Genomic DNA, 26,022 nt, shown 5'->3' on the forward strand with positions numbered 1-26,022 from the left:
CAGAGCAGCGACGCCGAGCCCGAGACCGAGCGACCAGCGCCCACGAACTTTCCTCATCATCGACCTGTCCCCCCGCTGTGTCTCTCGGTTCTCAGTGCTCTGCGTGCCACTCGAACGCCTTGAACGGCTCGTCGACCGGCGCGTCGGTCATGCGGTTGGCGTAGGTCGAGATGGTGTAGACACCCAGCCCCAGCACAACCTCCAGCGCATTCCGCTGGGTGTAGCCGGCGTCGAAAAATGCCTTCATCGTCTCGTCGGCCACATGTCCGTGGCCTTCCATCACGGCGAGGGTGAAGATCCGCATCGCCTCCAGCTTCGCGTCCTCCAGGGGCTTGCGGGCGCGCAGGGCCTCGATAAGGGACTGGTCGGCGTTGGTGCGCTTCAGCATGGCGCTGTGCATGGCCACGCAGTAGTGACACTCCACCGTGGTGGCCATCGTGAGGATGAAGACCTCGCGCTCAAGAGGGCTCAGGGTGGTCTTGTTGAACAGCGCGTTGCCGTTCATGAAGCCTTCGAGCAGCTCCGGCGACTCGGCCATCAGGGCCACCGGCGCGGGCACGAAGCCGAAGCCCTTGGCGGTGTTCTCCATGATGGGACGTGCGGCTTCGGGGGCCGACGAGACGTCGTGGCGGGTGAACGTGGTCACGATGAGTTCCTCTCTGAACTGTGTGAGCCGAGCGACGGGACTGCCGTTCGGTGGTCTGTAGTGGCCCAGGCGGCGCGCACCGTCGTGACGAGCGCGTCCAGCCGGTCAGGGTGCAGAAGGGAGTAGTGGTCGCCTTCGAGGGTGTGGACGGTGACGTGTCCGGTGAGGTGGGTGGCCCATGCCGAGGTCACCGCCTCGGAGGCGCCCTCACTCGCGCGGATCAGCACGCCCGGTGACGCGTAGCTCCCCGGTTTGTGGTCGGCGAGGGCGCGGGCGTTGGTGACGAAGCGGGAAAGCAGCCCGTCGATCGTCACCTGGTCGGTGTCACCGTCCAGCAGTCCGCCGGCCCGCAGCCGGTCGACCAGGGCCGCGTCGGGATCGTCGGCTTCCGCCAGGTCGTGCCCGGCCAGCGGATCGGGCGCGCCGGCGATATGCGCGACGTCCCGGGCGAACCACTCCAGCAACCGTGCGCGGGACGGGACATCGCCGCGGTCGTCGGGGTGCTCCATCAGGTCGACGGCGACGACCGGGGCCACGGCGAGTCCGCGCTCCGCCAATCGCTCGGCGACCTCCAGCGCGAGCACTCCGCCCATCGACCAGCCGGCGATCCGCACGTCGGGCCCCGTGACGTCCTCGGCGATGGCGTCGGCGTAGCGATCGGCGAGTTCGGCGAGGCCGACCGGTGCAGTCACCTCGTCCGGCACCTGCACCGCGGTCACCGGCATACCGAGGGACTGCGCCAGGTCGCGGTAGCAGACCACGTCGCCGCCGACGGGATGGATCCAGTACGACGTGGGGCCGGTTCCGCCGGACGTCATCGGTACCAGCGTCGTCCGCCGTGTGCGTCCGTGCCGCACTGCGTCGGCCATGGCAGCGAGGGTGGGGTGGGTGAACACCACGGAGAGCGGGAGCGACCTCCCCAGGCCGGTCCGGATGCGGGAGATCAGCCGCACCCCGAGAAGCGAGTTGCCACCGAGCGCGAAGAAGTCGTCGTCCCTGCCGAGTGGGGCGTTGGGCAGCAGTTCGCTCCACAGCTCGGCCAGCGCCTTCTCGAGGTCGTCCCGCGGCGGCTCGGCCGCCGCCTGCCGTACCGACCGGCGGCAATGGTCTTCGAGTGCGCGGCGGTCGACCTTGCCGTTCGCGGTGATCGGCACAGCGTCCAGTGCCACGGTCCGGCTCGGCACCATGTACGCGGGGAGCTGCGCCCGCAAGCTCTGGGTGACCGCGTCGACGGTCGTCCCGTCCGCTTCGAGCACCACGCCGGCCACCAGGCTCTTGGCGCCCATCGTCTCGCCGACCGCGGTGGCGACCGCGCCGCGGACTCCGGGCGTCCGGCTCAGTGCGGCCTCGACCTCGCCCAGCTCGATGCGGTAGCCCTGGATCTTGACCTGGCCGTCCTCGCGCCCCAGGAACTCGATGTTGCCGTCCGGCAGGTATCTGCCCAAGTCGCCCGTGCGGTAGATGCGGCCGTGGACGGTGTCCACGAAGCTCGCCGCGGTCTTCTCTGCGTCGGCCAGATAACCGCGTGCGAGGCCGTCACCGGCGATGTACAGCTCTCCCGGAACCCCCGTGGGCCGATGCCGTAGCCGCTCGTCCAGCACGTGGAAGCGCTGGTTCTCCAACGGCTTCCCGTAAGGGATCGACGGCCATGAGGGATCCACGGCGCCGATGGGGTAGGTGATGGACCAGATGCTGGCCTCGGTGGCGCCGCCCAGCGAGTGGATTGCGGCGCCCGGCATGCAGCGGCGTGCGCGGTCGGGCAGGTCGGTGGGTATCCAGTCGCCGCTGAGCATGACCGCGCGCACCGATGGCAGGGTCGCTTCGTGGCCCGCCAGGTGGTCGGTCATCATCTGCAGCAGGGCGGGGACCGAGTTCCAGACGGTGACGCCGTGCTGCTGCACCAGCTCGTACCACGCCTGCGGATCGCGCAGCTGTTCCGGCCGCGGCAGCACCAGGGTGCCTCCTGCCGCCAGGACACCGAAGACGTCGAAGACCGACAGGTCGAAGTTGAGTGCGGACAGACCGAGTACGCGGTCCGTGGCCCCGATCTCGTAGCGTCGGCCGATGTCCTGGAGCGTTCCCAGAGCGGCCCGGTGCTCGATGACCACACCCTTGGGCTGTCCCGTCGAGCCGGAGGTGAAGATGACGTAGGCGACGCTGTCCGGCTCGGCCGTGCCGGCGGAAAGGCTGCCGGGCGGCGGTGTGTCCGTGGCCACGTCCAGGATCGGGACATCGCTCAGCCACGAGTGGCCCTTGCGCGCCTCGTGGTCCACCACGGTCAGCGTGGCCCCCGACAGCTCCAGTGTCCGGCGGGCACGCTCGGCGGGCAGGTCGGCGGCGATCGGTACGTACGCATTGCCGGCCTTCAGGACGGCGAGAACGGCCACGATCTGCTCAACGCCCTTGGGCAGCAGTACCGCGACGAGTTCTTCGGGGTCGGTCCCTGTCCTGGCCGCGATGTGACGTGCCAACGCATCGGCCCGCCGGTCGAGTTCGGCGTAGGTCATGGTTTCCTGGCCACATACCACGGCCAGTGCGTCCGGAGTCTGCTGTGCGGCCCGCTCGAAGCCGTGGTGCAGCAGACCGGTGGGCCGCTCCGCCTCCGTGGCATTGGCCAGGCGCCGGGGGGCGAGCTCCCGCTCGGTCAGCTCGACGTCCGGTGTACGGCTCCACGCGCTTTCCTCGTCGCAGAGCCTCTCGATGAGTGCGCGATAACTCGCGAACATCGAGGCGGCCATCGTCTCCGGCAACAGCTGAGACACGTAGTCCCAGTTCAGGCGCAGTCCGCTGGCATCCTCGATCACCTGGTGATCCAGCCACACCTGCGGTGTACGGATCATCGAGGAGACTTCCACTCCGTCGCCCGTCAGCCCGATCAGGTGGTCGGTCAGTGCGCCAGACGCGGGCCCCTCGCCCGAGGAGAAGTTCAGCGTGCTGGCGAACACCACGGGCGCCCGGCCGGCCCGCGCGGAACCGTGCAGGGTGGACAGCTCCCGCAGCACCTGCACGCCGCTGAAGGCGCTGTGCTCCAGGTCGTTCCAGAGCTGACGCTGCAGCTGCCGGCTGCGGGTGGCGAAGTCCGCCGGGCCGCGGGTGTCGACCTCGAGCAGCGTGGTGGTGGAGAAGTTGCCGAGTACCGCGCCGACCTCGGGGTGCACGGGGCTTCGGTTGAAGAACAACAGGGTCAGGGTGAAGTGCGGATTCACCGACCAGCGGGCGAGGGTTTCGGCGTACGCCGCGGCGATGGCCGCGGAGGGGGTGGCCCCTGCGGCACCCGCGTGTGCCTTGAACCGCTCCCACTGCTGAGGGGAGACGGTGGCGCTCAGGTGCGCGAACTCCGGCCGCCCGATGGCCGCCGGATCCGCCGCCAGCGGCAGTTCGGGGGCGGGGGGCAGTGTCGCGATCCGGTCCGTCCAGTACTCCCGGGCCGCCGCGTATGCCGGTTCGGACTCCAGCGCTCGGATGTGCCGGACGTAGTCGCGGAAGGTCAGCTCCACCGGCGCCGGTTCGTGCCCGCCGTACGTCTGAGCCAGCTCGGCGAAGAGCAACGCCGTGCTCCAGGCATCGATGATGAGCGCGTCGATACCGACGTGCAGCCGGGTCGTCCCGCCCTGGAGCTCAGTGACGGCGAAGTGGAACAAGGGCCAGACGGTCGGGTCGAAGACCTGGTGGGACAGTTCTTCGGAGCGCTCGGCCAGCCGCGCCGGCAACTCCTCGGCCGATACCGACGTGAGGTCCAGGCGGTCGAGCCGGTAGCGGTCGACCCGCGGCAGGACCCGTTGCCGACCGTCCTCGGTCATGACCGCGCGCAGCATGTCGTGCCGGCCGATGGCCGCGTTGACGGCGGCTTCCAGGCGATCGGAGTCCAGGCCGACCAGGTCGACCTCGATGTAGAAGAAGGTCGAGACGCCGCCCAGCTCCATGCCTTCCGAGCGCCCGATGAGGTATGCCTGTTGCAGGTCGGTCAGCCCGAAGGGCTCGTACCGGCCCTCCGGATCGGGGACCAGTTCCCGGCCCTGCGCCGGCGCGTCCGAGGGGGGCGCGGTCCCCTGCTCGGGCACGGAAGCCGGCCGCATTCGGTGGCCGGCGCTGCCGGACGTCTGCTCCCGTACGTACGCCGCGACCTCGGAGATGCTCGCGCCGTCGAGGAACATCGCCAAGGGGACAGCCACACCACAACGGGCCGCGATCGCCTCCTTGATCTCCAGCGCCATCAGCGAGTCCAGCCCGAGATTCTGCACCGGCTCGTCCTGCGGGAGCCGGCTCGCCTCGGCACGCAGGGACCGGGCACACGCCTCGGTCACCGTCGTGAGCGGGTCCTCCGGCGTTGCGTCCCGCACGACCGGGTCCGCAAGCGGTGCGGCCCCCGCCACCGGCTCCCAGATCTGTGCGTCGGCCGGCGCGTCGCTCGCCCGGACCTCCGCATGTGCCCGCGCGAGCGTGACGCCCGTCGCCGACACCCAGCATGTGCCGGCGTCATCGAAGAGCCAGGCATCGGCCACGACGGTGCGCGCGTCCGCCGCACTCCGCAGCTCAACCTGTACCTGCAGGGACTCGGCCGGCATCCCCGCACGTGCGGTGAACGCATCGATGCCGACCACCATGAACGCGCTGTCCGAGGTGCCACGGGCGGTCAACGGCGCGAACAGCACTTGGAACATCGCATCGGTCAGTCCCGGCGGCACGACGTAGCGCTGCGCCTCCAAGCGGTTGGCGGCCCGGACGCGGGCCCGAGCACGGTCCCGGTCGTACCCGACCTCCTCGATCCATCGGGCTCCGTCACCGAGGTACAGCCGGCGGGACCACATCTGGCGGTAGAACTCGCCACCGGTCATGTGGTGGGGCAGCTCGCCGAGCGGTTCGTATCCGGCCGTCGGGGCGGCAGCCGCCCCGGTCACGCGGCCGCGGCAGTGCACCGGCCAGGCCAGGGCCGGATCGCCCGGGTCGGACCGGTAGGCGAAGCCCAGCGTTCCGTCGGGTGCCGGGTCGAGGGTGAGCATGACCGTCGGACGCCGCTCCGCGTCGTATCCCAGGCGGCGGAGCACCATGACGTCTGCCAGGCCGGCGGTATCCCGGTCCGTCACCGTACGGGCCGCTTGGACGGCGGCCTCCAGGAAGAAGCCCACGTTGACGATGGGCTCTCCCCCGATGACGCAGTCCGCCAGCGCCGGGTCGGCTGCGCTGTCCAGGGACGCGAGGAAGGCGGCACCCGCGCCCGGCGCAGGCACCCGGGTGCCGAGCAGGGGTCCACCGCTGGACAGCGGAAGGCCGGTGGTCTGCCGTTCGGGTACGGAAGCGCCCGCGCTGCGGCTCGGTTCGTACCAATGACGAGTCCGCTGGAAGGGGTACGTCGGGGCGTCAGTGATCTTGGCGGACCGTCCGGACCACAGCTGCAGCCAGTCGATGTCCAGGCCGGCGGTGTACGCCTCCGCCACGGTGGCCGCCACAACCTCACTGTCGGGTCGTCCCGGCCGCATCGAAACGCCCCATACCCCGGGAAGCTGCTGCTCGGGCACGAACCTGCGGGCCATCGCCAGCAGGGTAGGCGTCGGCCCGATCTCCAGGACGTGGTCGATGCCGGTGTCCATGACGGCCGTCATGGCGCCGAAGAAGTCCACCGGCCGGAGCGCGTGCTCCAGCAGGTACGCGGCGTTCCATTCGTCCGCGCCCACCGGCGCCGCCGTCAGCGACGAGATGAGCGGAACGGCCGGCGCGCTGAACGTGATCCCGGCCAGCTCCTGCGCGAAGGCATCGAGCATCGGTCGCATCAGCGGAGAGTGGAAGGCCCGGCCGGTGGCCAGTTGCTTGCTGCGCAAGCCTCGCGCCGTCGCGCGTTCGACCACGCGGTGCACGTCGTCGGGGCTGCCCGAGACCACCACGTGCTGCGGTCCGTTGACCGCCGCGAGGCCGACGCGCCCCTGCTCCTCGGCCAGCAGTTCACGCACGGCGTCCACCGGCCCGAAGACCGCCGCCATCGCCCCCGGCTCGGTCAGCTCCTGCATCAGACGGCCACGGCTGACCGCCACCGCGAGCGCGTCGGCGATGTCCAGTGTTCCGGCCACCGCGGCCGCGGCGATCTCGCCCACGCTGTGCCCGACGACGACGTCGGGCTCGATGCCCAGGGCGCGCCACATCTGTGCCAGCGACCATTCGAGCGCCACCAGCGCCGGCTGCGCGTAGTGAGTGTCGTGGACGAGGGAGCCGTCCGAGGCGAACATGACATCGAGCAGCGGCCGGTCCAGCAGCCCGTCCACCAGTCCGGCGCACCGCTCCAGGCTGCGGCGGAAAACGGGCGAGGACGCGAACAGGTCGGCGCCCATCCCGGGGTACTGCGAGCCCTGCCCTGTGAAGAGGAAGGCGACGCGGCCCTGGCGACGCTTCGCCGGTTGCGCGAGGGCAGCCGTCCCCTCGGCTATCCGCCGCAGTTCGCTCCGCATGTCTGCCGGAGTGGCGGCCACAGCGGCCTGGCGCACCGGCCAGTGATCGCGCGCCGTACCGGCGGTGAAGGCCAGATCCATGAGCGTCTCGCCACTCATGTCACCCCGGTCCGGACCGAGCAGCGCCAGGTACTCCCGGGCGAGCTGCACGACGCCGTCCGCGGTGCGGGCCGACAGCGGCAGTACGCAGCTGCCGGGGTCCTTCCGCGGCAGGTCGTCCGCGACGCGGGCCGGTGCCTCTTCGACGACGACATGGGCGTTCGTGCCGCTCGCACCGAACGAGCTGACGCCTGCGCGCCGGACGCGTTCCCCCGGAAGCCACGGCCGGCCGTCGGCAGGTACGGCGATCTTCAGCCGGTCGAGGTCGATCTCGGGGTTGATCTCCGAGAATCCCCGGTGGGGCGGGATCAGGTCGTGGTTGAGGCCGAGCACGACCTTGATGAGGCCGGCGATGCCCGCGGCCGGCTCCAGGTGTCCGAGGTTGGTCTTGACGGAACCGACGAGCAGCGGAGTGCTCCTGTCCTGCGGACACAGCACGTCGGCCAGCGCGTTCACCTCGATCGGGTCACCGAGCGGTGTTCCGGTGCCGTGCGCCTCGACGTAGTCGATGTCCTCGGCCGCCAGTCCGGCCGCGTCGAGCGCAGCGCGTACGACCTCCCGTTGTGCCTTCGCGTTCGGCACCGTGATACCGCTGGCTCGTCCGTCCTGGTTGACGGCGCTGCCGCGGATGACGCCGAGGATGCGGTCCCCGTCGACCTGCGCGTCGGACAAGCGCTTCAGGACGACCACACCACATCCCTCCGACCGGACATAGCCGTTGGCGGAGGCGTCGAATGTTTTGCAGTGGCCGTCGGGCGACAGCATGTTGGCCTTGCCGAGCACGGTGTACCACTCCGGCGAGAGCAGGACGTTGACCCCGCCGGCGAGCGCCATGTCGGCATCGCGGCTGCGCAGCGCTTGCGCCGCGAGGTGGACCGCGACCAGGGACGAGGAACAAGCGGTGTCGACGGACAGGCTCGGACCGTGTACGCCGAGCCAGTAGGCGATCCGCCCGGCCGCGAACGTCGATGCGTTGCCGGTGAGGGCGTACGCCTCCAGCTCCTCGGGGGCCACGTGGCTCAGCAACGACTGCATGTAGTCGTCGTTGGTCACCCCGACATAGACGCCGACCTTGCTGCCCTTGAGCGTCGTGGGCCTGGCGCCGGCGTTCTCCAGGGCCTCCCAGGAGACCTCCAGGAGCAGCCGCTGCTGAGGATCTAGGTACCGCGCCTCACGAGGGGATATCCCGAAGAATTCGGCGTCGAACCGGTCGACGGCCTTGAGGAAGCCGCCCAGGGGCGCACCGTCGGGAAAGCCCCCGGGAACGTCCGCCAGCCGTGCGGACGGATACGGTGTGACCGCGTCCCACCCCTCGGCGAGCAGCTGCCACAGGGCTGCGGTGTCGTCCGCTCCCCCGGGCATGCGGGCGCCCATTCCGACGATGGCGACGGGTTCCGTGGTTTCTGCGCGCAGGGCGTCCCGTTCGCTGGTCAGCGACTTGATCCGGTCCAGCGCCGAGTGCAGGAGCCGGCGGGTGTCGTCCGGCAGGTTGGTGGTCATGACTGTCCCCCGGGCATCGGCTGGTGAGAGCGTCCGAGTTCTGACTCGAGCGCCCTGATGAGGTCGTCGTCGGCGAGTGTGTCCGGCGCCGCGGGCGAGTGCTCGACGACCGGGCCTTCGGCCGATGCGCTGCCGGCGCGCTCGCGCACCTGGTCGTCCGCGCTCACGGAAGCGGCGAGGAATGCCGCGAGTTCCGAAGCTGTGGGGTGCTCGAACATGAGGCGGGTCGGCAGGGCAAGATCGAAGGTACGGGCCAGCCTGTTCTTGGCCCGGGTGGCGAGCATGGAATCCATGCCGAGCGCGAAGAAGCCCGCGTCCGTGTCGAGGTCCTCCGGCTGCAGCCCCAAGGTCTCGGCCACGACTCGGACGACGGTGTCGGTCACCTCTCGCGCTGTCCAGGTGCCCGGCGTCGCCGACGGCTCGGCCGGGGCACTCGAACCGGCCGGAATCGCTGCGGGGACATCCCGCCGGTCCGCCCACGGGTTCGTCCACTGGGGGCTGGTGAACCAGTGGCGGGCCCGGGTGAAGGGGTATGTCGGCAACGACAGCATGGGGACGGCGCGGTCCGGCCGGAGCCTTGAGCGGTGCGGCCACGGACCGCGCGGGCGGTGGGTGAACAGGAACCCGGAGGCCCGCTCCATCGCCACGTCGTCGGGCAGGTCCCGGTGGAGCGACCCGGTGGCGGCAGCCGGCCCGTCGGCCGCAGCGCACAGCCCGTCGAGCGCGTCCACGAGCGTGGGATGAGGCGACATCTCGATGAAGGTGTCATGGCCGTCGGCGAGCAGGCCCTGCACGCCTTGCGCGAAGCGTACGGGTTCGCGCATGTTGGCGTACCAGTAGCGGGGGGACGGCGCCTGCGCCAGGGGCGTGCCCGACACCGTGGACACCATGGCGACCTGCGGGGCCATCGGCCGGATGCCGCCGATGGTCGCCAGCAGCTCGTCCTGGAGCGCGTCGACCTGCGGGCTGTGCGAGGCGACGTCCACCGCGACGAACTTGCAGAAGACGTTGTCGCGCGCCAGCTGGGCCGCGACCCGCTCCAGCGACTGGCGGGCCCCGGACAACACGGTGGAGTGCGGCGAGTTGACCACCGCTACGCAGATGTCACCGTACCCTCCGCACAGCTGCTGCGCCGCCTCGTGACCGACGCCTGCGACGAGCATGCGGCCCTGCCCGGCGATGCGTGCCAGCAACCGGGAGCGCTCGCAGATCACCGTCACCGCGTCCGGCAGCGACAGGGCGCCTGCGACGTACGCCGCGGCCACTTCGCCCATGCTGTGTCCGATGACGGCATCGGGCTGCACTCCGGCCGCCCGCCAGGTGGCCGCGAGTCCGACGGCGACCGTGAAGAGGGCCGGCTGGACGTGCTCGGTGGCGAGTCGGCCGTCGGCACCGTACTCGATCAGGTCGAGCACACTGCGTCCCAGCACCGGACGCATGGCCTCGTCGACCTCGCGTACAGCCGCGGCGAACACCGGGTCGGTCGCCTGCAGCCGGACCGTCATACCGACCCAGTGCGGCCCTTGGCCCGGGAAGACGAAGACCGTGCCACCACTGCCTTTCGCGGATCCGACCACGCCTGCGGGGCCGGACGCGCCGTCGGCCGCTTCACGCAGGACCGTGACCAGCTCGGCCGGGGATGCGGCAGATGCCGACAGCCGGCTGGGCAACACGGTACGGCGCTGGTCGACGGCTTCGGTGACGGTCCTGACGTACGCCGCGTCCGTACCGTCCAGCAGGTCCGCGTACCGTCCTGCCAGCTCGGCCAGGGCCGCGGGAGCCGCGGCCGAGATGCGCAAGGTCAGCGGCGCTTCGTCCGGCACGGCTTCGGGCGCCTCGACCGGCTGCGGCACGGGCGCGGGCCCCACGAGCGCGTGGGCGTTCGTCCCGCCGGCGCCGAACGCGGAGACGGCAGCGATCCGCCGCTCGTCGTCGCCCTCCCAGGGTCGTACCTGGTCGCCCGCGAAGCCGAGCCGGGTACCGTCGATCCGCAGGTGCGGGTTGACCGTGGTGAGATGCAGTGACGGGTAGACCGTCCGGTGGTGCTGGGCGAGCGCGGTCTTCACCAGTCCCGCGATGCCGGCGGCAGCCTCCAGGTGTCCCATGTTGGTCTTGAGAGATCCCAGGTGGCAGGTCGGCCCGGGCGCCGCACCGTAAATCGCCGCAAGCGCTTCGACCTCGATCGGGTCACCGAGACTGGTTCCCGTACCGTGCGCCTCCACCAGGCTGACCTGCGCGGGGCTGACACCGGCGTTTTTCAGCGCCGCTGTGATGCACTGCTGCTGCGCGCGTCCGCTCGGCGCCGTGAGGCCATTGGTGCGCCCGTCCTGGTTGACGGCGGACCCGCGGATGGTCGCATAGATGCGGTCCCGGTCGCTGAGGGCGTCGGACAGCCGCTTCAGGACGACGGCCACCACACCCTCACCCCGGACATAACCGTCCGCCGCGGCGTCGAAGGTCTTGCACCGCCCGTCCGGCGACAGCGGCAGCCCCTTGGAGTGCGCGACCGTACTGGCGGGCGACAGCAGGAGGTTGACCCCGGCGGCCACCGCCGTGTCGCACTCGCCGGACCGCAGCGCCTGCACTGCCAGGTGCACGGCGACCAGCGAGGAGGAGCAGGCCGTGTCGACGGACAGGCTGGGCCCGCGCAGATCGAGCTGATAACTCAGGCGGTTGGCGATGATGCAGTTGGTCCCGCCGACGACGGTGTAGAGGTCGACGGTCTCCGGACGCGCCAGCTGCATGGTGAGGTAGTCACTGGCATTGGCACCCACGAAGACGCCGGCAGCCGATCCTGCCAGCCGGTCGGCGGGCACCCCCGCGTCCTCGAAGGCGTGCCAGGCGGTTTCGAGCAGCAGTCGCTGCTGCGGGTCGATGTGCGCGGCCTCGCGCGGGGAGATCCCGAAGAAGGCGGCGTCAAAGCTGTCCACGTCGTCGATGAGACCGGCGTGCCGCATGTGCGTACGCCCGACCGCGTTCGGGTCCGGGTCGTAGAACTCGTTGTGCTCCCAACGGCTCGACGCCATCTCGGCGATGGCGTCGAACCCCGAGGCCAGCGCCTCGTGCAGGGCCGTCGGTGTGTTGATTCCCCCGGGCAGCCGCACGCCCAGGCCGACGATGGCGATGGGCTCCCGCCGCGCACGCGAGAGTTCATCGACCCGTGCACGCAAACTCCTGACGGCCGACAGAGCGGTGTTCAGCGCTCTGTCGGACTCCCCCTGCTCGCTCATATCTCCCCCACCAGCGCTTCCAGTTCTGCGAGTTCTTGTTGCAGGGCGTCCAGGCCGCCCCCGTCCGTGCGGGTCCTGGTGGCCGGGACGTCCGGCTCGGCCGCCTGCGGCGCAGCCGGTTCCCCGGACCGGTCCTCCGCCGCTGTCTCATCGGGTGTCAGCCGGTCGGCCAGTTCGGCCGAAAGGGCCTCGACGGTGGGGTAGTTCCAGACCACCGTCGGGGACAGTGTGATGGCCAGCAGGCGCTCCAGTCGGTTGCGCAGTTCCAGCCCCATGATCGAGTTGAGTCCCAGGCTGTGGAACGGTTCCGCCGGGTCCACCTGCGCGGCCGGGACGCCGGTGACTTCACTGACGACACCGCGTACCGCCTCGGTGACACGGACGGTCCGCTCAGCCACGGAGAGCGGGTCCAGCTGCCGGCGCAGGCCCCCTGCGTCCTCGCCGGTCGTGTCCGCCACTGCTACCGGTACCTGGCGCGCCTGGACGCCTCTGATACGCAGCGAGACGCGACCGTCGCTGATCAGATCCACGTCGGCGACGTAGGTCCCTGCGGCGGAACCGGGAGAGACCACCGCGACCGCCCGCGGATCGGCGCCGGGAGCGGAGAGCACGGACATCTCACGGACGGCCGTGGTGAGCACGGCCATGTCGGTGCCGATCCGGTCCGGCCCCACGAGGAGAGGCGCCACGGCAGCCTGCAGGGCGGCGTCCACCACCCGCGGATCGACCGGCAGGCGGCCCTCGGCCTGGCGAGGGTCCCAGTCGATCTCGGCGGTGGATCCGCCCGCGCCGACATCGATCCGGCGGATCCGCCGGTACTGCGGGCCGAAGGTGATTCCCCGTTCGGCGAAGCACTCGTACAGGTCCTCGGCCGGTACCCGGTTCCCTGCCACTGGTACCAGCGGCGCGCTCGCAGCCTCGGCTCGTGCGACCGTGGCCGTCCCCACCTGCACCCAGGGGTCACCGTCCCGTCCGAAGAACTCGACCCGGGCTGCTGTCCCGAGGGTGCGGACGGTGGTCTGCAGAGGTGTGTCCTCTCCGGACACCTCCAACGATGCCGAAAGCTCCAGTCCTCGGACCGTGACCGGTCCGGCTTCCAGGGCTGAGCCGGCCACGTGCAGGGCAACGGCTGCGAAGGCGGCGGCCGGGACCACGATCCGGCCGTCGATCACGTGATCGGCGAGGGACCACGTGAGGGAGTTCAGCCGGCCGGCGTGCACCGCGAGCGCAGGGTCGTGCGGCAGTTCCGTCCGCACGCCGACGGGGTCGGCACTTCCGTGGTTCGCCCCGCTCGTCAGCATCGGTGCGGAGGCCCGCTGCCACGGGTACGGCAGTGGCACCGGGAAGGCGTGCCCAGCGGCGTTCACCGCGGCGTGATCGACCGGGACACCACCGCCGTAGAGCCGTCCGAGCGCGTTCAGCAGTGTCGGCCATTCCGGCTGTTCTTTGCGCAGCGCGGGTACGACCAGTGTGTTCCGTGGCGCGGCGGTCTCCTCAATGGCAGGGCTGAGGACCGCGTGCGGGCTGATTTCGACGAAACAGGTGTAGCCGTCGTCCAGCATCTGATGCGTGGTGGTGACGAAGAGCACCGGATCGCGCAGATTTCTGACCCAGTACTCGACGTCCAGTTCGCTGCCGCCGGCCGGCCGCCCCAGTACGGTCGAGTAGAGAGGAAGCGTCGACTCGGTCGGACGGATGTCCGCGAGAGCCTCTCGCAGTGGCGGCAGGATGGGCTCCATCTGCGGGCTGTGCGAGGCCACTTGGACTCTTACGGGCCGGTTGAACACTCCGCGTTCGGTGAGCTCACGCGCGGCCCGTTCGATCTCGGCCGCCGCGCCGGACAGGACGGTGGAGCGGACCGAGTTGCTCACCGCGACCGACATCGCCTCGTTTCCCGCGCATACCGTCTCGGCCTCCTCGAAGGTCAGCTCGGTCGCGAGCATGGCACCCGTACCGGTCAAGCCGTCCATCAGCGCGGAGCGGCGGCCGATGACCGCAGCAGCGTCATGCAGTGTCAGCGCCCCGGCGAGGTGGGCCGCGGCCGCTTCGCCCATGCTGTGTCCGATCACCGCATGCGGAGTGACCCCGTAGTGTTCCAGCGTGCGTGCCAGCGCCACCTGCACCGCGAACAGCAGGGGCTGAGCCGTCGCGACGTTGGTGAAGGTGTCGTCGTCGGTGTCTTCGAGCAGCGGTTGCAGGACCCGCACACCACACGCCTCGCGCATCGCCGCGTCGCAGCGCCTCAAGTGCCGCGCGAACACCGAGTCGCGGCGGTACAGATCCCGGCCCATCCCACGCCACTGCCCGCCCTGGCCGGGGAAGACGAAGACGGTACGAGGGGCCTCGGCCGCGGCGGGCACACGCTCCGCCCCGGCTGGAGCGTCGGCCCGCGCACGCAGTTCGGCCACGGCCCGGTCCCGGTCGGACGCAACGACGCTCTCCCGGTACGGGAGGGTCGCCAGGCCGGCCAGAGCGGGCGCGACGGCCGCGGGCGAGCTGTCCTCGGGCCACCACTCCGCCACGTCCCGGCACCGCTGGGCCAGCGCCGCCGGGGTGTGCCCGCTCAGCGACAGCAGCGTCTCCCTGGGCAGTCCGGCCGCCGCACCGCAGGCGGCGGTGACATCGGCGAGGTGGCTGCCGGAACGTGAGTACACGGGGAGGAGTCGTGCGTGGTCGCCAAACCTGTCGCGCAGCGCGCTGCCGAGGATGGGATGCGCGTTGATCTCCACCACGACGTCCGGGGTGGTCAGCATCGGGTGTGCCAACGCGGCCGCGAAGTCGACGGGCCGGCGCAGTGCCGTGGCGAAGTACTCGGCGGTGAACGCACCGTCGGCCATCGGACGCCCGTCGAGCGCCGAAATCATCGGCAGTGTCGGCGGGTACTGGTCGAGCTGCCCGAGTGCCTCGATCAAGTCATCGTGGACCTCGTCGATGGCAGGGCTGTGGGCGGCGAGGCCGACGTTGATGCGGCTGGCCTTGTGTCCCGCACTGGACAGGACGGCGATGAGTTCGTCCAGATCGGCAGCCGGGCCCGACAGATTCGTCGAGCATGCCGAGCTCATGCCGGCGACCACGATGCCGGGTCGCTGCTCCAGGTAGGGCGCCAACTGCTCGGCCGAGAGGCCCACCACTGCCATGCCGCCGCCCCGGCCGACCAGCCGCTGCTGCGCCGCCGCGTAGTGTGCGACGACACGACCGCCCTCGTCCGCCGTGAGCGCGTCCACGGCGACCGCACCGGCGATTTCGCCGAGCGAGTGTCCGACCACCACGCCGGGGCGCACTCCGCGGGCGGCCAGGCTGCGCGTCAGGCCCACCTGGATCGCGTAGATCGCGGGCTGGCGCACGGCCACGCCGTACGGTTCCAGGTCGGCCCCGGAGACGAGCAGCTCCATGAGGGACGCACCGAGCACCGGTGCCGCGCCCCGGTCGCACTCGGCCACCGCGGCACGGAACACCGGGTCGGACCGGAGCAGGTCACGGGCCATTCCGGTCCACTGGCCGCCGAAGGGCGAGTACACGAACGCCACGTCGCCGGTCTGCTGCGCACCGTCCGGGAGCACGGACCGGACGCCGTCCCGCACCGGTGAGATGTCCGTGCCGGCGGTCTCCCGCTCATGGGGGCCGACCACAACGTGCGCATTGGTACCGCCCCAGCCGAAGCTGCTGACCCCGCCCAGGACGGGCTCGCCGGACGGCAGGGACACCGGTGCGGACGGCACGGCCAGGTTCAGAGCATTCAGGTCGATGTGGGGATTCACCTCACCGGCCAGGATGCAGGGCGGGACGACACCGTGGTGCATGACGAGGGCTGCCTTGACGAGCCCCGCAACACCCGCGGCCCCTTCGAGGTGCCCGATGTTCGCCTTGAGTGTGCCGAGCCGAACGGGCTCCGACCCACCTTTCAGAGCGCCGGCCAAGGCGGCCGCCTCGATCGGGTCACCGAGGGGCGTACCAGTCCCATGTGTCTCAACGAATCGGACCTGTGCGGGGTCGGTTCGGCCTCGCGCGTGCGCCTCCTGGATGACGGCCTGTTGTGCGCGGGGGCTTGGCGCGGTCAGCCCATTGGTGTGTCCGTCATTGTTCACCGCGGTGCCGTGCAGCAGGCACCAGATGTGGTCGCCGTCCCGCTCGGCGTCGACGAGCCGCTTCACGACGAGCGCCGCGGCGCCCTCGCCCCGGCCGAAGCCGTCCGCCCGGTCGGCGAATGCCTTGCTGCGCCCGTCGGGCGCGAGTCCGCCGAAGGCGATGAGGTCGGCCGTGGTGGCTGCCGACTGGAGGAGGTTGACGCCGCCCACGATGGCAGCGTCGATTTCGCCCGAGCGCAGGGCCTGAGCGGCCAAGTGCACGGCCACCAGGGACGACGAGCAGGCGGAATCCAGCGTGACCGACGGTCCGTGCAGGTCGTACAGGTAGGAGACACGGTTCGCGACCATCGAGAGGCTCGAGCCGGTCGCCGTGTGCATGGTGTGCTGCCCGGGCCGTGCCGCCGCGCCGTGCTCGTTCCAGATGCTGCCCACGTAGACGCCCGTCGCGCTGCCGTGCAGGCCCGTACGGAGCAGCGAAGACGCTTCGATCGCCTCCCAGCAGACCTCGAGGAAGAGACGCTGGACGGGATCGAGTGCTGATGCCTCGCGTGGGGTGAGGTGAAAGAAGCGGTGGTCGAACTCATCGAGTCGCTGCCGCAGGTATCCGGCATCGAGCGCCGGCACCTGGCCGTCGGCGAAACGCCCCTTTGGCGCCGGGCCGACGGCGTCCTGACCGGCCAGGACAAGTTCCCACAGCTGTGCGACGGTGTCGGCACCCGGCAGCCGCGCTGCCATGGAGACGATCGCCAGTGGCTCGGCCGGACCCGCGCCACCACGTCTTCGCCCTCCGGTCGCGGTATCGGCGTCCTGCTGCGTGCACACCGCGGCGGCTGCCAGCTTGTTCACGGTGGGGGCGGCCCACACCGTGGCGACGGTCAGTTCGCGACCGAGCCGCAGTCCCAGACGCCCGACCATTGCCGCGGCAGCCTGGGAGCTCATCCCCATCGAGGAGAAGGTCGCGTTGCGGTCCACCTCCCGGACCGGTACGGCCAGTTCCTCAGCCACGTACGCCGTGATCCACTCCGCGACGTCCGCCGCCGCCCATGTCCCTGTCGTGTCCGTCATGCGCACCGCCCCGTGCCGGCCGCCGCCTCCAGGACGACTGCGGTGAGGACCAGGGAGTCCGAGACCAGCCAACGCCCGGCGACGCCGGCCGGCAGCCCCGGCTCACGGCGAGCGCGGTGCAACTGGGCGTCGAACGTGCCGTGCCAGGCACCTTCACCGAGCCGGTGCAACCCTCTTAACTCGATGTGCAACTGCGCGAAGTCGAGAAGGCCTGCCCCCAGCCCGTAAAGGGCCTTGCATGCCGCTTCCTTCGCGGAGAAGGCCACCGTCTCCGGCCACAGGCCCGGCGCGACCGGCCATCCGTGCCGTTCTCCCAGTGTGGCGATGGCAGCGACGAGCTCATTGGCGAGCGGCCGGTGGGGTTCGGCATCGATGCCCAGAGCGCGTACGTCACGGCGAGCAGCCACGGCGGCTGCCCGGTATCCCGAGCAATGGGTGATCGAACCGGTGAACCCTTGTGGCCAGGCCGGCGCACCGGTGGCTGTACGCACCAAGTCCGTTGCCGGCGCCCCAACTGCGCTCAGCGCCTCTCGCGCCAGCGCTCTGCCCGTCACGAACTCGGCCCGCCGCGCGGCCACTGCCCATCCGAGCGACTCTAGCTCGCGCTCAGTGACCCCTGACGACACATCGCAAGTGGACTCAGCCACTTCCACGCCGGCCGGCACGATGTCCGCCACCAAGCCCTTGATGCCTGAATCAAGTAGTCGAGCATGCACGTTGAAGACCCCTCCCCCGTCTCTCCAGGTGATCGTCAACCTGGTTGACGGTATCAGGAGTCTCTACCTACCCGGCGGCAATATTGACCCGAATTCGCCCCGCCTTGATGCGGAATCACCGCCTCCTCACGACACCACCCAATACGCCGCGTCGCGCATATGCCCCCGACCTGCTCCGACCCTCCCGCCACCTCCCATCCACCACCCTTCGCGTGATCTACGTCACTCACGTGGCCAGCGTGTCCAGCGGTCGGCGCGAATCCCATCTCGCCTTCCGAATCGCGTCCCACCTGCCCCCGTGTCGACGACGGCCAGGCGTTCCCACCGACTCCTTGTGCAGAGCATCCCGTGAGCACTGAAGGGGCCGCCCATGCATGGCCAGAACGCGACGGCCGCACAGCACAACGGCTTGTGCGACGCGCTGAAGCACACCCGGCACAGCCGGTAGGGCATATGGAAGGCGAACGCCGGGCCGGACCCTCGACCGTCAGGCCGGGGACCCCCGCCCGTGTGATGAGAGAGCGAGCCGATTCCCTCGACGGACTCGTCAGGACAGTTGAGGTCGGCCTGTGGGGCGAGGCGACGCGGAGCAGCCCCCCACAGAGGCTGTAAAGCCAGCCGCCCACACGGCGCGGGTGTGACTGTCGACGACATGCAGCCACTGCTGCCAGGCGAAGGTCACCGCCGCCGCGGTCACCCGGCTGTTGCCGTACACCAACATGGTCGGCCAGAGGCGGGGGCAGAACTTGCCCCCCTGCTCCCACAGCCCAGACGACACCACCTGGCCTGCCGGGCGCCGAAAGGCCGGATCACAAGACCTGGCGGGAACTTCCGGCGTCGAACGGAGGCCGCCCGCCCGCGACTCTCGGGAAATTTTCTGGGGAGAACGGCCCCCGCCGGGGAGTCCATGCCGAGTCCCGGCCGCACAAACTCGTACGTCGCTGAAAGCCCCAGTAACAGACATCACTACAGGTCAGCAGCCTACTTACGGTCAAATCGCAGATCATCGGCGTCGGCCAGGGAAGTCCATGACACAGTCCCCCTGCTGAGATGGCCAAGAGATCCGGCTCACCGCCAGCGGTCCTTACGGTTTCAACGGGTGGCCCGTGTCGGCCTGAGCCTCGCTGCCATGGCAGCGAGGCTTTCTTCAGCGTTCGACGTGGAAGCGGCTCTGGGAGATGACGGACTGGCGGAGCTTGGTGGTGAAGTCGGCGTTGCGGGCGATGCGGTCCACGCCGCCGGCCTTGTTGTTGCGCAGGGCCGACTTGAAGCTCTGGTCCAGCGTCCCAGCCATGCGCTCCATCAGTTCGTCGTTGAGGTGGTCCAGGTCGATGTGGAGCAGGTCCCGTGCCGTGGGTTGCCGCAGTCGGGTCAGCGCGTAGGCGGAGATGGAGGCCATGGGGTAGAGCCAGTTCTCGACGGTCTCCCCGAGTAGCGGTCTGTCCTCGGCGTACCGGGTCGGGAAGCGTCGGAGGCGGGTGTGCACGTCCAGGCAGAGTCGGTACAGATCGAGGTCGTGCCGGGGCGAGAAGATCTGGCTGTAGTGCTTGTCGTCCAGCAGCAGGGCTTCGGAGTGCCGTAGTGCCGTGTGCGGTTCGAGCAGGACGAACGCGGTGAATTCGCGGGCCAGGCGCGCCATGCTGACAACCTGGTCGAGCGGAAAGCCCAAGTTGCGGTAGTAGCCGGCCCGGCGTTCGTAGTAATAGCTGCCGGAGTGGGCGAGGCTCTCCTCGATGTCCTTCTGGATCGGCTCGGTGGCGCGCAGGGCGCCGGCGGGAAGTTGTGTCTGGCTGTTGGTGGCCCGGATGATTCTGTCGCGGGTGGTGCCGGCCTCCGGGGCGGCAATGGTGCCGACCGCCTCCTGGCACGGGCCCTGCTCGACGGCATGGCTCAGGCCGCTGACGCGGCCGAGGATCTGGACGCTCTCCTTGACCGGATCGCGCCACCAGGCAACAAGCAGATACTGCATGTGAAACCCCACCAGCGAGTTCCTTTGCGTTCTGGCCGACTGCCCGGTGCCCGTCTGGTGCAGCCGGCCGCCGCGGCCGCTGTTCTGGATGAACTGGGCCAGTACCTGACCGCAGACGGCCTTTCTCAGGGCAGTATCCCGACCGATCGCCGGACCGAAATCCTGAAGCAGGTGGTGGATCACTACTTCCAGCGCATAGCCGAGATCGTCGCCGCCTTGTCGCCCGACGGCCTAGCGCAAAGCCTGGTGGCACGCCACGAGTCGCTTATCCACCACGACGCAACCATCAACACCACTCTGGCAGCGCGCATCGCCTGCTTCGGCGCAGCCAGCCAGCCGGCCGAGGAACTCGCCCGTACCGGCCAACAGCGTGTGGAGGCCGCCCAGGCAAGTCGCTTTCTCATCGAGTATGTGGCCGCCACGCCGGCCCACGGGCAGCATCCGCTCACCCTGGATACCTACGACCAACTTCTCGCTCTAGCAGCAGAGCTGATCTCTCGCGCCCCCCTCTCGGACGCCATCTACTACGGCTTCTCCGACGCTCAGCTGGCGATACTGGCCTCCTGTCGGCTCGGTGTCTCCCGAGGAGACCGGTACGAGACTGGCACTCAAGCTCTCGCGGCCGCCCGAGCCGAAGCCCTCCTGCGAACCGCACCACAACGGCACGTCGCACCCGACAGCTCGCCTCAGCGAGAGAAGCCGGCCGCCGAAGTGGAAGAAGCCATGCTCGCTGATTTTCGCTTCAGCCTCACGGACTTGGGAGAGGGCATCGGCGAGCTCATTGCCCTAGGCGACGAACACTGCGCCACCGAACCTTTCACCATCGCTGCGTCGATCGTTGAGGACAATCTGTGTACGGCTCTGAACTGGCCCCACGACAAGGCAGAGGCGTTCCTCGACCGATTGAGCCTACGTCCTCGCGCCGCCTTCCTATCCGTCAAAGCCGATGCCTTGCCGTGGCGCTACAACCGTGAATGGTCCTACGCCAAGCGCCCCCTCGTGCGCATCGAAAGTCCCACTGGCCCCCACCTGATCTGGGGAGCTCGCCATCTCTGGACCAGTGGCACCTACTGGATGGACCTCGTCTACTCCGGCCGCCTCCGCGGCAAATCGCGGCCCATGAAGAAGCTGATGGGCTCCATCCGCCAAGATCACAACAAGGCTTTTGAGACCCAGGCCGTCGACGCGCTGAAGACCGGCGGATGCTGCCAAGCCGCCCGGGGCATCGACAAGGTGGCGGGCCGCCGGCTCATGTCATCCGAGGGACACGACCTGGGCGACATCGACGCTCTCGGCCTCCACGCTGCACAACGTGTGATCATTCTTGCGGAGGCCAAAGACTTCGAGCTGGCTCGCAATCCGATTGAGATGGCCAACGAAGCCGACGCATTGCTGCGTGGCGACGAAAGCGCCCAGTTCAAACTCGGTCGCCGCGTGCAGTGGGTCCGGCAGAACCTGGCCTCGACGCTGACCCATTTCGGCATCGAAGGCGGTACGGCCAGCTGGACGGTACTCCCCGTAATCGTGACCAGCAGGGACCTCGCATCTCCGCGCGTGTTCACCTCCACCATGCCGGTAATCCCCATCGACCGACTCGAGGACTGGGTCCGCACGCACACCGCGCAGCACAAGCGGCGGCCCAAGCGGCGCTCTGCCTGACTCATTGTTGTTCGCGGACTTGTTTTGATTCCGGCGTGCCACGGCACGAGGCCTGTCTCCCACGCCCCTTGGGGAATTCCTGGGAGAACAGTTTCCGCTGGGGAGACCACGAGGAGCTCCGACCGCATAAACGCTTCTACGCCCGTGAAGAAGGAGCCGCCCAGGTAGCCGATGCCCTGGGGCCTCACCGCTCCAGCGGGCGGTGGGCGGTCTCGGGCAGTCGGAGGTAAACCACCGAGGAGACCAAGCACAATACGGCGACATACACGGGGAAGAGGCCGGCCTGACCCAGGTCCTTGAAGAGCGTGCCGATGTAGGGGGCGGTGCCGCCGAAGAGGGCGACGGTGAGGGAGTAGGGGAAGCCGATGCCCGCGGCGCGCACCCGGGCTGGGAAGATCTCCGCGTTCACCGCCGCCGAGATGGCCGTGAAGCCGCTCAGCAGGATCATGCCCGCACACTGCACCAGCAGCAGCGTGACGAAGGAGTCGTCGAGCAGGTTCAGCAGCGGCACGACCAGCAGGGCGAAACCGATCCCGAACATCAGCAGCAGCGGCTTGCGCCCGAAGCGGTCGGACACCATGCCCGTGAGGGGCTGGAGCACCGCGAAGAACATCAGCGAGACGGTGCCCGCCAGCAACGCGTCCGCCTTCTCCACCCCGGCATTCAGCTCCGCATACGTCGGCAGGTACGAGGTCCACGTGTAGTACGCGAGCGTGCCGCCCGCCGTGATTCCGCAGATCAGCAGCGACTCGCGCGGATGGCGGCGCAGCGCCTCGAAGAGGCCCGGGCGCGGCGCCTTCGCCTGCTCCTCACTGCGCGTCTCCTCCGCGCCGCGCCGGACCCAGAAACCCACCAGGCTCAGGAGCGCGCCCAGCACGAAGGGGACCCGCCAGCCCCAGTTGTCCATGGTGGCGGGCGCGAGGTTCGCGACGAGGAGCGCCGCGATGCCGGACGCGACGAGCTGCCCGATGGTCGTCGAGACGTACTGGAAGCTGGAGAAGAGTCCGCGTCGGCCGGGCCCGGCGGACTCCACGAGGAATGTGGTCGACGCGGCGAACTCCCCACCCACCGACAGCCCTTGCAGCAGCCTGGCCAGGACGAGGACGATCGGCGCGAGGACGCCGGCGGCGGCGTATGTCGGCGTCAGTCCCACCAGCAGGCTGCTGCCGCCCATCAGCAGGATGGTCACCGTCAGCGCCGTGCGGCGCCCGCGCCGGTCGGCGACCGCGCCCATCAGCAGCCCGCCGACGGGCCGCATGAAGAACCCCACCGCGAAGACCGCGAACGTCGACAGCAGCGGCACCAGCGAATTCGACGCGCTCTTGGGGAAGATCTGTGCGGCGATGTAGGTGGCAAGGAAGGTGTAGGTGTACCAGTCGTACCATTCGACCGCATTGCCCACGGACGCCGCCGCGAGCTGTCGCACCGGAGACACCGGGCGCCGCTCCCCCGCCGCCTCGTCGGCCATCTTGTTCTCCGCGCTCGACATGCGCCTCCGCTCCCGGGTCCTTCACGTGACCCTGCCGCTCGGGCAGGATGAGCCATCAGGTGATCATGCCCCCGCGAGGCCGGTGCCCGCCAGGTCCGAGTGGGGCCGAAAGGAGATGGCAACGTGCGCGTAGCACTGTTCGTCACCTGCATCAACGACACCCTCTATCCACGCACCGGCCGCGCGGTGGTCACGCTCCTGGAACGCCTCGGGGTGGAGGTCGGCTTCCCGGCGGAGCAGAGCTGTTGCGGACAGCCGCAGTTCAACACCGGCTACCGGCACGCCACGGAGCCGCTGGCGCTCCGGTACGCGCGGGTCTTCCGCGACTACGAGTACGTGGTGGTGCCCTCCGGGTCGTGCGCGGCGATGGTCCGGGACAACTACCCGCGCATGGGCGCGAAGGCCGCGGCGGAGGGGCGCGGCGGGGCGCTGACCGAGGCGGCGGCGGAGGCCGTGCCGAAGACGTACGAGCTGACGGAGTTCCTGGTCGATGTGTTGCAGGTGACGGACGTGGGCGCGTACTACCCGCACCCGGTCACCTACCACCCGACCTGTCACGGGCTGCGGATGCTGGGGCTCGGGGACCGGCCGCGCACCCTGCTGTCGCACGTCAAGGGCCTGGAGCTGCGGGAGCTGGAGGGGGCGCAGGAGTGCTGCGGCTTCGGCGGCACGTTCGCGGTGAAGAATCCGGCGGTGTCCGCGGCGATGGGCGCCGACAAGACCCGGCACATCCAGGAGACCGGCGCGGCGGCGGTCTGCACGGTCGACAACTCCTGTCTGATGCACATCGGCGGCATGCTCTCCCGCCAGGGCTCGACGGTCCGTCCCGTCCATCTCGCGGAGATCCTGGCCAGTACGGAAGGGAACGTCCTGTGAGCGAAGGGAACGTCCTGTGAGCGTCACCGACCTGGGCATGCCGGCTTTCCCGGCGGCCGCCGCCCGCTCCACCCGCGACACCCGCCTGCGCGCCAATCTGCGCCACGCCACGCACACCATCCGCGACAAGCGCGCCAGGGCGGTCGGTGAGCTGGACGACTGGGCGCAGCTGCGCACGGCGGGGCAGGCGATCAAGGACCGTACGCTGCGCCATCTGGATCACTATCTGGAGCGGCTGGAAGAGGCGGTGACCGAGGCGGGCGGCCAGGTGCACTGGGCGGCCGACGCGGCGGAGGCCAACCGCATCGTGACGCGTCTCGTCCGGGCCACCGGCGAGCGCGAGGTCGTCAAGGTCAAGTCGATGGCCACGCAGGAGATCGGGCTCAACGAGGCGCTGGCCGAAGCCGGGATCAGCGCGTACGAGACGGATCTCGCCGAGCTGATCGTGCAGCTCGGCAAGGACCGGCCGTCCCACATCCTGGTCCCGGCCATCCACCGCAACCGCTCCGAGATCCGCGACATCTTCCGCTCGGAGATGGGCGACTGGGGGCGCCCGGCACCGGACGGGCTGAGCGACCGGCCCGCCGAACTGGCCGAGGCGGCGCGGCTGCACCTGCGGGAGAAGTTCCTGCGCGCCGAGGTCGGCATCTCGGGCGCCAACTTCATGGTGGCGGAGACCGGGACGCTGGTGGTCGTGGAGTCCGAGGGCAACGGCCGGATGTGCCTGACGCTGCCGGAGACCCTGATCTCCGTCGTGGGCATCGAGAAGGTGGTGCCGACCTGGCAGGACCTGGAGGTCTTCCTGCAGTTGCTGCCGCGCTCGGCCACGGCCGAGCGGATGAACCCGTACACCTCGATGTGGACCGGCACCACTGACGGGGACGGGCCGCGGACGTTCCACCTGGTCCTGCTGGACAACGGGCGGACGGACACGCTCGCGGACACGGTGGGGCGGCAGGCGCTGCGCTGCATCCGGTGCTCCGCGTGCCTGAACGTCTGCCCGGTGTACGAGCGGGCCGGCGGCCACGCGTACGGCTCGGCGTATCCGGGGCCGATCGGCGCGATCCTGACACCGCAGCTGCGCGGCACGGCGGGCGAGCTGGACGCCTCGCTGCCGTACGCGTCGTCGCTGTGCGGCGCGTGCTACGAGGTGTGCCCGGTAGCCATCGACATCCCGGAGGTGCTGGTGCATCTGCGGGAGCGGGTGGTGGAGGGCGGCAAGGTCACCCGGGGCGGGGTGCGGACGGTGCTCCAGCCGGCGAAGGGGCACGCGGCGGAGCGGGCGGCGATGCGGGCCGCCGCCTTCGCGTTCGACCGGCCCGGTGTGCTGCGCACGGGGCAGCGGCTGGCGGCGCGCACCCGGAGGCTGCATCCGCGGCGGCTGCCGGGGCCGGGACGTGCCTGGACCGACTCCCGGGACCTGCCGCCGGTGCCGGCGGAGTCGTTCCGGGACTGGTGGCAGCGCACCCGGAGCGGGGAGCGCGGCAGCGGACAGGAGGGCGCGAAGTGAGCAGCCGGGACGTCGTACTGGCGAGGGTGCGCCGGGCGCTGGCGGACGTTCCGCGCGCCGCCGGCCCCGAAGAGACACCGGTACCGAGGGACTATCTGCGGGCGCACGGCGACCAGCCGGCGGCGGACACCGCCCGGCTGCTGGCGGAGAACCTCGCCGACTACCGTGCGGTGGTCCACGACATCCACGCCGCCGGGCTCCCGGCGCTGCTCGCACACCTGCTCGGCGAGCGGGGCTCGCGGTCGGTGGTGGTGCCGGCGGGGCTGCCCGCCGAGTGGCTGGCGGAGTGCGACGTGGAGGTGGTGCCGGACGCGCCGGAGGCGACGCCGGACGAACTGGACGCGATCGACAGCGTGGTGACGGGCTGCGCGGTGGCGATCGCCGAGACCGGGACGATCGTCCTGGACGCGGGCCCGGACCAGGGGAGCCGCCGCATCACGCTGGTGCCGGACCACCACATCTGCGTCGTACGGGTGCCGGAGCAGGTCGTGGCGTCCGTGCCGCAGGCGCTGGAGCGGCTTTCCCCGCGGCGCCCGCTGACCTGGATCTCCGGTCCGTCGGCGACGAGCGACATCGAACTGGACCGCGTGGAGGGCGTGCACGGGCCGCGCACGCTGGAGGTGGTGCTGATGACGCCATGAGTGGGGTCTGCATGACCTTCTGAGTCAAATGGCGTGCGTGAGGCTTGTGTTGCCGAGGGATTGCGTTCGATCCTGACGCTTCCTGTTGCCTTACGTTCGG

Annotated in this window: 11 protein-coding genes; 4 read left to right on the forward strand and 7 right to left on the reverse strand. The window is 70.2% G+C overall.

The window, feature by feature from the left end:
* Positions 1–91 precede the first annotated feature (91 nt).
* The 6 genes from ACIGQF_RS02600 to ACIGQF_RS02625 all read right to left on the reverse strand — a co-directional run bounded on the left by ACIGQF_RS02600 (position 92) and on the right by ACIGQF_RS02625 (position 19,759).
* Complete coding sequence (locus ACIGQF_RS02600) at positions 92–646, reverse strand: carboxymuconolactone decarboxylase family protein (protein WP_399704460.1); 555 nt, start codon at positions 644–646, stop codon at positions 92–94.
* Entirely contained in the window at positions 643–8,682 is an 8,040-nt protein-coding gene (locus ACIGQF_RS02605; RefSeq protein WP_399704462.1) for an amino acid adenylation domain-containing protein, read from the reverse strand. Before ACIGQF_RS02605 ends, ACIGQF_RS02600 begins: the two co-directional genes overlap by 4 nt.
* Complete coding sequence (locus ACIGQF_RS02610) at positions 8,679–11,912, reverse strand: type I polyketide synthase (RefSeq protein WP_399704464.1); 3,234 nt, start codon at positions 11,910–11,912, stop codon at positions 8,679–8,681. Before ACIGQF_RS02610 ends, ACIGQF_RS02605 begins: the two co-directional genes overlap by 4 nt.
* Positions 11,909–17,062, reverse strand: a complete 5,154-nt coding sequence (locus ACIGQF_RS02615) for an acyltransferase domain-containing protein (RefSeq protein WP_399704466.1) — start codon at positions 17,060–17,062, stop codon at positions 11,909–11,911. The genes ACIGQF_RS02610 and ACIGQF_RS02615 overlap by 4 nt, the downstream gene beginning before the upstream one ends.
* A complete protein-coding gene (locus ACIGQF_RS02620; protein ID WP_399704467.1) occupies positions 17,059–17,817 on the reverse strand; it encodes a 4'-phosphopantetheinyl transferase in 759 nt (252 codons plus the stop codon). The genes ACIGQF_RS02615 and ACIGQF_RS02620 overlap by 4 nt, the downstream gene beginning before the upstream one ends.
* Positions 17,818–18,925: 1,108 nt before the next feature.
* Entirely contained in the window at positions 18,926–19,759 is an 834-nt protein-coding gene (locus tag ACIGQF_RS02625; RefSeq protein ID WP_399704470.1) for an AIPR family protein, read from the reverse strand.
* A gap of 45 nt (positions 19,760–19,804) precedes the next feature.
* Here ACIGQF_RS02625 and ACIGQF_RS02630 point away from each other — a divergent pair, with 45 nt between their 5' ends.
* Positions 19,805–21,406, forward strand: a complete 1,602-nt coding sequence (locus ACIGQF_RS02630) for a hypothetical protein (RefSeq protein WP_399704473.1) — start codon at positions 19,805–19,807, stop codon at positions 21,404–21,406.
* Positions 21,407–21,590: 184 nt separating this feature from the next.
* Here the strand turns inward: ACIGQF_RS02630 and ACIGQF_RS02635 are convergent, their stop codons facing one another.
* The gene (locus tag ACIGQF_RS02635; protein ID WP_399704476.1) at positions 21,591–22,895 is read right to left on the reverse strand and encodes an MFS transporter; all 1,305 of its coding nucleotides are present in this window, start codon (positions 22,893–22,895) and stop codon (positions 21,591–21,593) included.
* Between the two features lie 123 nt (positions 22,896–23,018).
* Between ACIGQF_RS02635 and ACIGQF_RS02640 the strand changes: the two genes are divergently transcribed.
* Genes ACIGQF_RS02640 through ACIGQF_RS02650 form a run of 3 tightly spaced genes read left to right on the forward strand, consistent with a single transcriptional unit; the run spans position 23,019 to position 25,922 of the window.
* A complete protein-coding gene (locus ACIGQF_RS02640; RefSeq protein ID WP_399704479.1) occupies positions 23,019–23,771 on the forward strand; it encodes a (Fe-S)-binding protein in 753 nt (250 codons plus the stop codon).
* Positions 23,772–23,787: 16 nt separating this feature from the next.
* Entirely contained in the window at positions 23,788–25,281 is a 1,494-nt protein-coding gene (locus ACIGQF_RS02645) for a lactate utilization protein B (RefSeq protein ID WP_399704482.1), read from the forward strand.
* Complete coding sequence (locus ACIGQF_RS02650; protein ID WP_399704485.1) at positions 25,278–25,922, forward strand: lactate utilization protein C; 645 nt, start codon at positions 25,278–25,280, stop codon at positions 25,920–25,922. Before ACIGQF_RS02645 ends, ACIGQF_RS02650 begins: the two co-directional genes overlap by 4 nt.
* Positions 25,923–26,022 lie beyond the last annotated feature (100 nt).

The organism is Streptomyces sp. NPDC053560 (genome assembly GCF_044544605.1).
Classification (GTDB): domain Bacteria; phylum Actinomycetota; class Actinomycetes; order Streptomycetales; family Streptomycetaceae; genus Streptomyces.